This window comes from Porphyromonas sp. oral taxon 275 (assembly GCF_018127745.1).
Taxonomy (GTDB): domain Bacteria; phylum Bacteroidota; class Bacteroidia; order Bacteroidales; family Porphyromonadaceae; genus Porphyromonas.
The window spans coordinates 1,864,562-1,877,148 of sequence record NZ_CP072333.1; the positions used below are offsets into that span (position 1 = coordinate 1,864,562).

At 58.7% G+C, this 12,587-nt stretch carries 7 protein-coding genes, 2 tRNA genes and 2 rRNA genes; 2 read left to right on the top strand and 9 right to left on the bottom strand.

The annotated features are described in order from the left end of the window. Positions 1 to 7: 7 nt before the first annotated feature. The 3 genes from rpsL to J4862_RS07480 form a co-directional block, all read right to left on the bottom strand. Positions 8 to 412 carry a 30S ribosomal protein S12 gene (gene rpsL / locus J4862_RS07470; RefSeq protein WP_211788490.1) on the bottom strand — a complete coding sequence of 135 codons (405 nt, stop codon included), beginning with the start codon at positions 410 to 412 and terminating at the stop codon, positions 8 to 10. A gap of 337 nt (positions 413 to 749) precedes the next feature. Beyond that, entirely contained in the window at positions 750 to 1,478 is a 729-nt protein-coding gene (locus J4862_RS07475) for a hypothetical protein (RefSeq protein WP_211788491.1), read from the bottom strand. A 31-nt stretch (positions 1,479 to 1,509) separates the two neighbouring features. Beyond that, positions 1,510 to 2,238, bottom strand: coding sequence for a hypothetical protein (locus J4862_RS07480; protein ID WP_211788492.1), 729 nt, complete (start codon positions 2,236 to 2,238; stop codon positions 1,510 to 1,512). 1,070 nt (positions 2,239 to 3,308) lie between these two features. Here J4862_RS07480 and J4862_RS07485 point away from each other — a divergent pair. Further along, on the top strand, positions 3,309 to 3,941 hold the full coding sequence (locus tag J4862_RS07485) for a hypothetical protein (RefSeq protein ID WP_211788493.1): 633 nt from the start codon (positions 3,309 to 3,311) through the stop codon (positions 3,939 to 3,941). Positions 3,942 to 4,030: 89 nt separating this feature from the next. Continuing rightward, complete coding sequence (locus tag J4862_RS07490; protein ID WP_211788494.1) at positions 4,031 to 5,113, top strand: acyltransferase; 1,083 nt, start codon at positions 4,031 to 4,033, stop codon at positions 5,111 to 5,113. A gap of 207 nt (positions 5,114 to 5,320) precedes the next feature. Here J4862_RS07490 and J4862_RS07495 read toward each other — a convergent pair whose 3' ends face one another. The 6 genes from J4862_RS07495 to J4862_RS07520 all read right to left on the bottom strand — a co-directional run bounded on the left by J4862_RS07495 (position 5,321) and on the right by J4862_RS07520 (position 12,412). Then, entirely contained in the window at positions 5,321 to 6,628 is a 1,308-nt protein-coding gene (locus tag J4862_RS07495; RefSeq protein WP_211789580.1) for a cobyrinate a,c-diamide synthase, read from the bottom strand. A gap of 87 nt (positions 6,629 to 6,715) precedes the next feature. Beyond that, positions 6,716 to 7,546: a 4-(cytidine 5'-diphospho)-2-C-methyl-D-erythritol kinase gene (ispE, locus tag J4862_RS07500; RefSeq protein WP_211788495.1), complete on the bottom strand. Its 831-nt coding sequence runs from the start codon at positions 7,544 to 7,546 to the stop codon at positions 6,716 to 6,718. 86 nt (positions 7,547 to 7,632) lie between these two features. After that, positions 7,633 to 7,716: transfer RNA gene (locus J4862_RS07505), tRNA-Leu, on the bottom strand. Positions 7,717 to 7,764: 48 nt separating this feature from the next. After that, positions 7,765 to 7,847: transfer RNA gene (locus J4862_RS07510), tRNA-Leu, on the bottom strand. Between the two features lie 1,482 nt (positions 7,848 to 9,329). Beyond that, positions 9,330 to 9,438 (bottom strand): 5S ribosomal RNA (gene rrf / locus J4862_RS07515). An 83-nt stretch (positions 9,439 to 9,521) separates the two neighbouring features. Beyond that, positions 9,522 to 12,412, bottom strand: a 23S ribosomal RNA gene (locus J4862_RS07520). Positions 12,413 to 12,587 lie beyond the last annotated feature (175 nt).

Genomic DNA, 12,587 nt, shown 5'->3' on the forward strand with positions numbered 1-12,587 from the left:
CGGGCGACTACTTCTTACCCTTAGCTGGAGCAGCCTGACCTGGCTTGGGACGCTTAGCTCCATACTTAGAGCGGCGCTGCAGGCGACCGTTGACCCCAGCCGTATCGAGGGCACCACGTACGATGTGGTAGCGTACCCCTGGAAGGTCCTTCACACGTCCACCGCGTACGAGGACGATGCTGTGCTCCTGGAGGTTGTGACCTTCACCTGGGATGTAGGCGTTCACTTCCTTACCATTCGTCAGGCGCACACGTGCCACCTTACGCATTGCGGAGTTAGGCTTCTTAGGGGTCGTCGTGTACACACGCACACAGACGCCTCGGCGCTGGGGGCAGGAGTCCAGAGCAGGGCTCTTACCCTTCTCCACGAGCGACTCACGTCCCTTTCTTACCAATTGTTGAATAGTTGGCATTTCGTTTCTACTTATGTTTGAACAACTTATCTATCTAGCTGGGCGCATAGCGCAGGGTACTCCATACGCTATACGGCATACAAAGATACGTAAAATCAGCGAATAAACAATAGGGGCTCAAGTCCTTAGCGTGCAGAAGCGCCCCCTTAGCTGCCGCAGCGCTCCCGCTCCCCTCGGGACCCCGCTCCCCTCCATCTCTTCCGACGCCACTCCTCATATATATAGGTAGCGATAGCCCCCTCAGCGCGCCGTGTGCTGAGGGGGCTAAATTATGCCCGCCGAGCAGGTAGCCTAGCTCGGGACGGCCCAGCGGAGGGCCTACTACAGCGCCTAGACGCTATAAGCTCAAGTAAAGCCCCAGGGGAAGCGCCTCCGAGAGGAAGCCATAGCGCAGCAGCTGGCGATAGAGCTCCTTGTCGCGGGCGATCTCTTCCCGAGTAATCGTCCCAGGATAGAGGTCGCGGGCGAAGAGGTTTCGTCGCCTATAAGCGATCTTGTCCCAGGTATGCAGACGCGCGCCGATTTGATAATCTATATATAGATAGTAGAATAGGACCGCATAGTTCACCCGATGGCGTAGTATCCGTCCGCGGTAGTCACGCGTCACGACATAGAGCGTCTTGTCGAAGTAGGCAGCACGTGCCTCCACCTTATCCATGACTTGGACGAAGGCGGCCACTGGCGTATAGCGCTGAGGCGGCGTGAAGAGTGTATCAATGCGGTCGACATAGAGGAGCAGCATGGCCTCAGGATAATCCCAACCCGTGTCGTAGACGAAGAGCGGGAGCTCGAGCGAGTCCTGCAGCCCCTTCCATACGGGGCGCAGCGAGAGCCAGCCCCTATTGCTCGGAGGAGCCTTGTGCCGCCGCTCCTTGATCGGGCTCTCGTAATAGGCCTTGATCCGCGGAGCAAAGTCTCGCATCCGCTCCATCCGCGGCGAGCGCTGATAGTCAAAGAGCAGGGAGGTCGTGTCCGCAGGCGCGGCGACCTCCGCCGAGGCCTTCGCCCCGAAGCAGAGCCCCAAGAGCGTGACCAAAAGAATAGCGAGATAGCGTGAATAGCTCATAAGGCGAGGAAGACGAAGCACAGGAAACAGCCTAGAAGGTAAAGTAAGGCCCCAGGGGAAGCGCCTCCGAGAGGAAGCCATAGCGCAGCAACTGACGATAGAGCTCCTTGTCGCGGGCGATCTCCTGCCTAGAAATACTCCTAGGGAAGAGCACTCGAGCGAAGATGTTCTTCCGCTCATAGTCCAGCTCATCCCAGGTATGAAGCATGACGCACATATCGTGCCCTCGATATACATAGTAGCGCAGGAGCACATAGTTCACCTGATGGCGCAGCATCCGCCCGCGATAGTCGCGCGTCACGACGTAGAGCGTCCTGTCGAAGTAGGCAGCACGCGCCTCCAACTTCGTGATAGCCTCAGCGAAGGTAGCCATCGGCGTATAGCGCTGAGGCGGTGTGAAGAGCGTATCAATGCGCTCGACGTAGAAGAGCAGCATCTTTTTAGGCTCAACGGCACCCGCTTCGTAGACGAAGAGTGGCAGCTCGAGCGAGTCCTGCGGCCCCTTCCACACAGGGCGCAGCGAGAGCCAGCCTTTATTCTTCGGGCGATTCTTGAACCCTAGCTCCTCGTAGGGACGAGCAAGGTAAGCCTTGAAGCGCGGGGCAAAGTCCCGCATCCGCTCCATCCGCGGCGAGCGCTGATAGTCAAAGAGCAGGTAGGTCGTGTCCGCAGGCGCGGCGACCTCCACCGAGGCCTTCGCCCCGAAGCCAAGCCCCCAGAGCGCGAGCAAAAGAAAAGCGAGATAGCGTGAATAGCTCATACGACAAAGACATAAGCACAGCTCCTCGGAGCATGCTCGGAGGCATGCGGCAGGGGCGGCAGTGAGCGCTCAGTGCTCCCCCAGCCCTACGAACGCCGAACCCTGCCCCAAGGGCCAGCCATCGGGCCGCGATCCCGAGCGGAGCACAAGCTGCAGACAGCACGGCCTCGAGGGCTCGTCCGAGACAAAGTTAATCATTAACCACACAGATAGATACGTCCTGAATAAAGCAAGTTTTTAAGGAAGGGGAAGTGCCCCTAGAGAGGCGCTCTGAGGCTATTTCGGAGCGAGCTCGAGCCCCAGCCGCAGGCTGCAGCCCGAGCGCTCGGAGCCAAGCTCACCCGCGCTGAGGGGTATCCGTCGGCGCCCTGAGGGGCATCAGTCACGCGGCTGAGGGACGGCAGTCAGCACGCTGATGGATATCCCTCAGCGTGCTCTACCGCCAGGCGGAGGCTGCTGAGGGTTCACCCTCGAGGAGCGCCGCAGCTCTGCGGGCAGCTATCTGCTCCTTAGCGGCAGAGGAGCGCCAGGCGCGGGAGGGCGCCAGCGCTAGCCCAGCGGGGCAGGATGTGCCGAGGGCTCGCGATACAGCCCAAGATCAAGACAAGGCACCAAGCCAAAGCGCCTTAGAGCGGATCTACGAGCCGCACATCCACCCGAGCCCAGCCTGCGGGGGACGAGGTATAAAAATAGCTGTATATTTGCCGCCGAAGAAAAGCGAACCCTGCTCCTAGCTCTAGCTAAGGACATTAGGCAGCACCTGCTGCCCTCGGCTCTACGTTGCGGTGAAACCTGAGAAATTTCCAAGCAAGCAATTCGGGAGCGGAGGGTAAGGATCGGTGCATAGGCGTATGCGTGGGCGCTATTCTTTATCCAGTACGAATTGCGGGCATTCTCAGGGCCTCACCGAGTATGTGTTGAGATAGCGTCCACGCTATCTTCCGTAATTCATGGGATAGGATAGGTTCTGCCGCCCAATGACTTGACACCGGCTCCCCCCTTAGATCTCAAGGGGCGGGGCTGGTGCATGTCGCGCCTTGGCTCAGGCCTCCCCCCGACGACATCAGACTATGCTCCAGGTTCTCTACCAGAGGTATCCCCTCCTGGTACATCTAGGCTATAGCCTCCTCTTGCTCCTCTCCGCCACGGCTTGTCAGCCTGAGGCTGAGGGCAGCTACACCAGCCGAGCGCGCGCCGAGACCGCAGGCCAGCACGAGGCCGCGGACCCCATCCGCCTACTCTCCGAGCTCTCGGAGGCCTTCGCCGAGGATAGCGTCCCACTGGCACGCATCCTAGGCGCTAGCCCCGCTAGTCTCTCGCGCCTGATGAGCCGCGAGAGCAGCCCGACCCCCGAGTTCCGACAGCAGCTGAGCTCCACGCACCGCCTCTACCGTCAGTCGGGGCGCGACACGCGGATACTGCGGCAGCAGCTCGACCCCGAGTACAAGTGGTACGAGTACGTCCTGCACTACCCGCTACTCTATCCGCTGCATCCCCTGCTGCTGGTGCTAGTACTGCTCATTCTCTACAGGCTCCACCGACATCCGCTGGTGCTGATCCTCCCCCTATTCACCCTCTTCTTCCTCTGGATCGTAGCCCTCATCTATACGAGCCTCACCCCCTGCCGAGGCACGCATGACCACTATCGTCAGCAGCTCAACCCCAAGGTCGAGCGCCCGCGAGAGGCTCACCGCCCGAGCTAGCTGCTGCGAGACGGGCATACGCCCTCAGACAAAAAGCCTTACCTTTGAAGGGGCGAAGGACTATCCTTCGCCCCTTCCTTATATCCGCTATGCAGTCCGCCCCCCCATCTCCCGAGTTCTCTCGCCTGGTGAGCGCCCTACGCTTCCCCCTGATCCTCCTGGTCGTCTCGGCGCATCTGCTGCCGACGCAGCTACGGCGCCCGCAGGTGGAGGAGCACTATATCTACTCCTATCTGGTCGAGCTGGTGAGCCACGTCCTGGCGCGCGTGGCCGTGCCGCTCTTCTTCTTTATCTCGGGCTACTTCTCCTTCTGGGCGAAGGACTGGCGCCGTCGTGAGGTCTTCCTTCCCGCCTGGCGCAAGCGCCTCCGTAGCGTCCTGCAGCCCTTCCTCCTATGGAATGCGCTGGCCTTCGTCCTACTGAGTGCCTACAGCGCCGTGACCACCGCACTCGGCGGCAGCCCAGCAGCGCACCACGATCCGAGCTGGACGCAGCTGCCGCACTACTTCACCGACCAGGTGCTGGACTACCCGCTGTGGTTCATGCGCGACCTCATCTGCCTGACGCTGCTCTCGCCCCTCATCTACTATCTGCTGGGCCTCAGCCGCGGCTGGATCCTGCTGCCGCTGGCCCTGCTCTTCGTCCTCGACCGCGAGATGAGCGTGGCGATGCTGGGCTCACGCGCCCTCTTCTTCTTCCCCCTAGGCGGCTGGATGGCCATCGAGCAGCTCGACCCGATCAAGGCCCTACGGCGCCTGCGCTACCCGCTGCTAGGGCTGGCGCTAGTCCTAGCGCTGGCCATACCCTTCTGCTCCTACGGCGCCGCCTATCCCTACTACCGCTATGTGCTCAATAGCTTCATCCTCACGGGCTGCCTCTCGGTACTGGCCTGGGGGCAGCAGCTGCTGGCGCTCCCCCCGCGACTCCTCGAGCGCTCCGCCGCCCTCAGTAGGTATGTGATGTATATCTACGCGGCACACGCCCTGCTGCTGCTCGACCTCGGGCGCTGGCTTGCCTACCTCTGGGCGCCGCTACGCCCCAGCGGCGCACTTCCTCTGCTGGGCTATCTGCTGACCTGGGGGCTGACGGTAGGGCTCTGCTTCCTGACCTTCGCCCTCTTCAAGCGCCTAGCCCCCCGCCTGCTGGCCTTGCTCTACGGCGCCCGCCTCTAGCCCCTGAGGCGAACTAAGGCCTTGCCCGCCGAGCCCTCCACGCTCAGCGGCGCACGCCGTCTCAGGCAAGCCATCCCCCATCCGCCGTCCCTTCGTACCTCACGACGAAGCAGCTCACACAAAGCACGAAGCCCTGCGGGACGACACTCGGTCGTCGCGCAGGGCTTCGTCTTTACCTACACTTGGACAGCCGTAGAGGCCGCCGTGCTAGTGGGCGAACTGGTCGAAGAGCTGCAGCGGATCACGCTCCGCCCAGTACCAGTGCGTATAGCCAGCCAGCACGCCGCCCACACGGTACAGCAGCGTCGGCGCCGCCTCACCGCGTGCCGTACGCTGCCCCCCGAGGGTCTCGAGGCCTTCGGAGGCCTCTACGATGCTGGAGTAGTGGAACTCATGCCCGCGCCACAGCTCCGTCCCCACCGTGAGCTCACGGTAGCCGAGCCTGAGGCGCATGCCCTCCATCGTAGCCTCCATATCGAGCACGCCACACATACGCCAGGCGCGCCCCTCCTCATCACGGATAGCACGGCAGAGGTACATCATCCCCCCGCACTCAGCCAGCACACGGCCGCCCTCGGCCACGTGGGCCGCTATGGTGCTGCGGCTCGTCGAGGCAGCCTCCAGCTCCTCGAGGTAGAACTCTGGGTAGCCCCCCGGCAGGTACAGCAGGTCGCAGGGAGGCAGCGGCTCATCGGCCAGTGGGGAGAAGAAGCTCACCGAGCCCAGCTCCGCCAGGCGGTGTATGTTCTCCTCGTAGATGAAGTTGAAGGCTTCGTCCCGCGCTACCACTACACGCAGCGAGCCCTCGGGGGCAGGGCGTGCGGGAGGCGGGGGGAGGCAAGGGCGCATGCAGAGCTCCAGGAGCCCATCGAGGTCCACGTGCTGCTCCAGCAGGTCAGCCACATGCTCGGGCAGATCATCCAGCTCGGCCAGCTCCTCCAGCGAGAGGCCGAGGTGACGCGAGGGTACCTCCAGCAGCTTTGTCTTGGGGATATAGCCCAGCGGACGTACGCCAGCGTCTTCGGCTGCCTCACGGAGGAAGCGATAATGGTTCTCCGAGGCCACGCGATTGAAGACCACACCGACGACCTCTGCCTCGGGGCGGAAGTTCTTGAAGCCGTAGAGGATGGCGCCCACCGAATAGGCAGAGGAGCGCGCATCGATGAGCAGCACCACGGGCGCCCCGACCGTCGCGGCGACCTCGTAGGACGAGCCCTGCATACGCACGTAGCCGTCGTAGAGCCCCATCACACCCTCCAGCACCGCCACCTCGGCCCCGGCCGTGCGGCGCGCATAGACCTGACGCACGTGCTCAGGGCTCATCATATAGAGGTCTAGATTGGTCGAGGGCTGGCCGCTGGCTAGCTCGTGGAACTTCGGGTCGATATAGTCAGGCCCGCACTTGAAGCTAGCTACCTGCAGTCCGCGGCGGCGTAGCGCGCGCAGCAGACCGAGCGTGAAGGTCGTCTTGCCACTGCCAGAGCTGGCGGCAGCGACAAGGAGCTGGGGGATCATCTTATTCATAGGAAAGGGATAGGATACTTGGGTAAGAGGTGTAAGGCTTGCACGTCGTCGGCGTGCTAGCTAGCGCAGCGCCTATGGTTAGAGCCGCGTCTGCCAGTGGAAGCAGCCCGGCCAGGGGCTGAGGTCAAGCTGCAGTGGCTGCGCGGAGAGGGCGTAGAGCGCGGCGCCCGAGCCCGTCAGGAGGGCGAAGTCCGCCCCTGCCGCGTAGAGCGCCGCCTTGAGGGCCGCTAGCTCGGGATGTCGGGGGAAGAGGCTCGGCTCGAAGTCATTGACCAGCCGTTCACGCCACTCCTCGAGCGGCGCGGCCAGCACCTCCTCGATGCTGTAGCCCTTGGGCGCTATCGGCAGCAGCCCGCGGAAGGCCTCCGCCGTCGAGATATGCAGCTGTGGCTTGACGACCGTCAGCCAGCGCCCCTCGAGCTGCGGCAGCTCCAGCGGACTAAGGACTTCGCCGATGCCACGCGCCACGGCGGGCCTATTGGCAATGAAGACGGGGCAGTCTGCCCCGAGCGTCAGTGCCACGCGCTCCAGCTCGGCATCCGTGAGCGCGCAGCCCGTGAGCTCGCGCAGCGCCGTCAGGGTAAAGCTCGCATCGGCCGATCCGCCGCCCATGCCCGCACCCGAGGGGATCTCCTTCTTTAGGCGAAGAATCACCGCAGGGATAGGCACGAGCTCACGCAGCGCTCGGACGGCACGCAGCACAAGGTTATCCTCCACGGCACCGAGATCTGCCCCTACCGCACCCTCGAGCTGGAGGCGATCCGTCCCCGACTCGGGCTGCAGCTCTAGCTCCAGCGTATCGACTAGGGGTATCGGGAGGAAGGCGGTCTCCAGTAGATGGTAGCCGTCGGCGCGGCGCCCCGTGACGAAGAGCCCGAGGTTTAGCTTGGCATTGGGGTAAACGATCATTGCTGCGAAGATTCTTACGAGCCTGTATAAAAGCAGAGCGCGAGACCAGCTAAGTACCCTTAGTCCGTCTCGCGCTCTTCGTCTTGTACGCGGGATGAGATTTGAACTCACACGCCGTAACCGGCACTACCCCCTCAAAGTAGCGTGTCTACCAATTTCACCACCCGCGTATCTATGTTTGCTCTCGGAGAAACGACGCTCTGTTTCGCTCAGAGGTGTGCCCGGGACAGGAATCGAACCTGCACGTCTTTTGAACACTCGCACCTGAAACGAGCGCGTCTACCAATTCCGCCACCCGGGCGCTTTCCGTTTGCACTGCAAAGATAGTGCAAATCTTGTTTCCCTCCAAATCCTCCCCGCAAGCAAGCTCGCGCCAGCCCCTTCTCTCCATATCGTCCCACCGCTCATCGCCCTCCTCTCACTCGAAGAAAAGCACTGCAGTAACCACTGCACCAGTCACTTCCCCTCCACCCGCAGGCTGCCCTATACTCCAGCCACAGCGCCCCGCCCCTATCTTCACAGCAAAGGCCTCCCACACTCCCCATCGAAGCACCCCAAGCCCCCCGCCGAATGATGACTCGCAAGAAATCCAATCCCGCTCCGCCCCTCACCCCAGACTGCCTTTGTCCTTAGCCCAGTGCTGCCAGCCCTCCAGCTAAGCGCACCCAACCTTCCAGCAAAGCCCGTCAAGTCTTCAAGCCGAGCCCACAGCCAAGCCCTAACCCCACGAGGGATATCCCTCAGCCTCCTGACTGATATCCCCCACGCCTCCCATTGACGTCTCTCATCCCGCTGACTGATATCCCTCACCACCCCTCACTGACGCCCCTCTGCCCACCGACTAATATCCCTCCCCTCCTCCAGCCAATAAGGACCAGCGACTGTACAAGCCCCCAGCAAAGTCAGCCGTTCCGAGCCCAAAGTACGCAGCCCTGGAAAGGCAAACACCTCCTGAGTAGGCTAGATACGCAATGAATGAAGCCCGCAAAGTCGACCCACAATTGATCCTTCCACCCCTTATCTAAGAAGATAAGGCTACTCCCCTGCGAGAAGGCCGCTTTACTACTCCTCCGAGGGAAAGGCGCAGCTATGCAAATGGGCAAGCCCGAGAGCAAGCTAACAGAGGCGCTGGAAGTAGGCTGAGAGAAGAGACGAAGCACTCGGAAGAATAGACGAAGCAAGCCAAAGGAAAGATTACCACACTGTCAGGACAGACTTTGCCCTTCGATAGAAATCCTCCTCTCCTTGACACAATCAAGCCTGCTACTCTTGTTGGCAGCAGGGCGGAGCTTCAACGGGAGGAGGCAGGCTCTACTGGACGGCGGACTATACTTGGGAGTTGGAGGCTTAATAATAAGATAACAGAGAGCTATATGCGCAGCTGGTAGCGAGCAGCCCACTGGCGATAAAAGCACTTTCAATGCTGGGCGACAGGCTTTGTCGTCGGGGGTATGAGCGGCGTGTGCTTGGCTGGTAGCTTGGGCGACGTACAGAACGAGCGGCAGACGGGGGCTCTGCTCGCAGGAGTGCTTGCACTGCTGGCGACAGGCTTTGCCGTCGGGGGTATGCGTGGCGTGTGCTTGGCTGGCAGCTCGGTCGATGCACGGCTGGCCGCTGGAGGCAATTCTGCTGGCGGAGCGGAGAGTAGGCAGGCTGAGGTAAGCGGCGGCGCTGTTAGTAGGAAGCGCTGCTGCCCTCGTGCGGTGATCTGAGTGCCAGCTCGCAGCAGGGCACAAAAAAAGAGCGGGTGCGATCGCTTCTGCAATCACACCCGCTCATCCTAAAATGGCGGCTACCTACTCTCCCACTTTCGCAGTACCATCGGCACAATTGGGCTTAACTTCTCTGTTCGGAATGGGAAGAGGTGGAACCCCAACGTTATAACCACCTAAATATCTCAATATCTAGACAATCATTGACTTGATAAAAACATCCGATACTCACCACCGTAGCGCTAAGTCGGTATACAACCACGCGCGCAAAAACTTTCGGGCTATTAGTACTACTCGGCTTTGATGTCACCATCTTTACACCTGTAGCCTATCAAGGTCATCGTCTTTAACCACCCTTATAATGAGATCTAATCTTGAGGCAAGCTTCGTACTTAGATGCTTTCAGCACTTATCTCAACCGAACGTAGCTACTCGGCACTACACCTGGCGGTATAACCGATAGACCAGCGGTTCGTCCAACACGGTCCTCTCGTACTAGTGTCAGGCCCCCTCAAATCTCAAACGCCCACAACAGATAGAGACCGAACTGTCTCACGACGTTCTGAACCCAGCTCGCGTGCCACTTTAATGGGCGAACAGCCCAACCCTTGGGACCTTCTCCAGCCCCAGGATGTGACGAGCCGACATCGAGGTGCCAAACCGCTCCGTCGATATGAGCTCTTGGGAGCGATCAGCCTGTTATCCCCGGAGTACCTTTTATCCTTTGAGCGATGGCCCTTCCATACGGAACCACCGGATCACTATGCTCTAGTTTCCTACCTGTGCGACTTGTTAGTCTCCCAGTCAAGCACCCTTGTGCCATTACACTCTACGACCGGTTACCAATCGGTCTGAGGGTACCTTTAGAAGCCTCCGTTACTCTTTTGGAGGCGACCACCCCAGTCAAACTACCCACCATGCAATGTCCTCGCATCCGCGAGTTAGAACCCAAATAACAAAAGGGCCGTATTTCAACGGCGACTCCACGAATACTGGCGTACCCGATTCATAGTCTCCGGCCTATCCTACACATTTGTTACCCAAATCCAATGCAAAGCTATAGTAAAGGTTCACGGGGTCTTTTCGTCCCGTTGCGGGTAATCGGCATCTTCACCGATACTACAATTTCACCGAGCTCGCGGTTGAGACAGTACCCAGATCGTTACACCATTCGTGCAGGTCGGAACTTACCCGACAAGGAATTTCGCTACCTTAGGACCGTTATAGTTACGGCCGCCGTTTACTGGGGCTTCAATTCAATGCTTCTCTTGCGATGACATCTCCTCTTAACCTTCCAGCACCGGGCAGGTGTCAGGCTATATACAGTATCTTTCGATTTAGCATAGCCATGTGTTTTTGTTAAACAGTCGCCTGGGCCTATTCTCTGCGGCTCACCTTTAGAGTGAGCGTTCTTTTTCCCGAAGTTACAGAACCATTTTGCCTAGTTCCTTAACCGCGAATCACTCGAGCGCCTTAGTATACTCAACCCAACCACCTGTGTCGGTTTATGGTACGGGTAATCATGCAATATGCTTAGCGGATTTTCTTGGGAGCGCCGTTACTCTGTCCATATCACCTCGTGCAAGCACTCAGCGTACTGTCAGGTTCAGCTCTCAGGGCGGATTTGCCTACCCCGATCATCGCCTACACCCTTCAACCAGCTATTCCGTCAGCTGGCAGGACCGTCACATCTCCGTCTCCACATCGCTCACATAATTAGTACCGGAATATTAACCGGTTCGTCCATCGGGTGCGCCGTTCGGCTGTCCCCTTAGGCCCCGACTAACCCTGATCCGATTAGCGTTGATCAGGAAACCTTAGTCTTTCGGCGAGGAGGTTTCTCACCTCCTTTATCGTTACTTATACCTACATTTGCTTTTCTAGAAGCTCCAGCCTGAGTTGTCCTCAAACCTTCTACGCCGCTAGAATGCTCCCCTACCGATATTTTCATATCCCACAGCTTCGGTAAATAGCTTATGCCCGATTATTATCCACGCCAAAGCACTCGACTAGTGAGCTGTTACGCACTCTTTAAATGAATGGCTGCTTCCAAGCCAACATCCTAGCTGTCTTAGCACTCTGACTTCGTTTGGTCAACTTAGCTATTATTTCGGGACCTTAGCCGATGGTCTGGATTCTTCTCCTCTCGGACATGGACCTTAGCACCCATGCCCTCACTCCATGGATCTAACTTGTGTGCATTCGGAGTTTGTCTGGACTTGATAGCCGGTGAAAGCCTCGCATCCAATCAGTCGCTCTACCTCACACAAGAAACTCCACAGGCTGCACCTAAATGCATTTCGGGGAGTACGAGCTATCTCCAAGTTTGATTAGCCTTTCACCCCTACCCTCAGTTCATCCGAAAGCTTTTCAACGCTTACCGGTTCGGTCCTCCAGTTGGTTTTACCCAACCTTCAACCTGACCAAGGGTAGATCACTTGGTTTCGCGTCTACTCCCTCTGACTATCCGCCCTATTCAGACTCGCTTTCGCTTCGGCTCACGTGACTCCTCATCACTTAACCTTGCCAGAGAAAGTAACTCGTAGGTTCATTATGCAAAAGGCACGCAGTCACAGCCAATGGCTGCTCCTACCGCTTGTAGGCAGACGGGTTCAGGATCTATTGCACTCCTCTGTTCGAGGTTCTTTTCACCTTTCCCTCACGGTACTGGTTCACTATCGGTCTCTCGGGAGTATTTAGCCTTACGGGATGGGCCCCGCAGATTCACACAGGATTTCACGTGTCCCGCGCTACTCAGGATACTCCTAACTCCAACTAAAACTTTCGGATACACAGCTGTCATGTTCTATGGCAGGCCTTTCCAGACCTTTCTCCTAGTCTTGTCTTCATATGACGGAGTCCTACAACCCCGTGCTTGCCGAAACAAGCACGGTTTGGGCTTCTCCCCGTTCGCTCGCCACTACTAAGGGAATCACTTTTGTTTTCTTCTCCTATGGGTACTTAGATGTTTCAGTTCCCCACGTTCGCTCACTGCTCTGCAGTGTGACATGTCTTCTACATGCCGGGTTGCCCCATTCGGAAATCTACGGATCAATTCGTATGTGCCGATCCCCGTAGCTTATCGCAGCTTATCACGTCCTTCGTCGCCTCCGAGAGCCTAGGCATCCACCGTCTGCCCTTATCTGTTTTTGCGCCTAAGATGCTTCAAGTTACCCATCCGCATCCAGGTTGTATACTAACTTATTTAATATGCTCTACGTTGTTTTCTCGTTTGTTTTTATCAAGTATGTCAATGATCGCTTTTAGCTATCTAAGGAGAATTGCTTCTCGTCTTAGACTCATCTCGCTCCCGAGGCTTGTCTCTTCCG

Excerpts from the sequence above, each read along its gene's own strand:
- J4862_RS07485 (WP_211788493.1), top strand. The coding sequence starts at position 3,309 with ATGCTCCAGGTTCTCTACCAGAGGTATCCCCTCCTGGTACATCTAGGC.
- rpsL (WP_211788490.1), bottom strand. The coding sequence starts at position 412 with ATGCCAACTATTCAACAATTGGTAAGAAAGGGACGTGAGTCGCTCGTG.
- ispE (WP_211788495.1), bottom strand. The coding sequence starts at position 7,546 with ATGATCGTTTACCCCAATGCCAAGCTAAACCTCGGGCTCTTCGTCACG.
- J4862_RS07480 (WP_211788492.1), bottom strand. The coding sequence starts at position 2,238 with ATGAGCTATTCACGCTATCTCGCTTTTCTTTTGCTCGCGCTCTGGGGG.
- J4862_RS07475 (WP_211788491.1), bottom strand. The coding sequence starts at position 1,478 with ATGAGCTATTCACGCTATCTCGCTATTCTTTTGGTCACGCTCTTGGGG.
- J4862_RS07495 (WP_211789580.1), bottom strand. The coding sequence starts at position 6,628 with ATGATCCCCCAGCTCCTTGTCGCTGCCGCCAGCTCTGGCAGTGGCAAG.
- J4862_RS07490 (WP_211788494.1), top strand. The coding sequence starts at position 4,031 with ATGCAGTCCGCCCCCCCATCTCCCGAGTTCTCTCGCCTGGTGAGCGCC.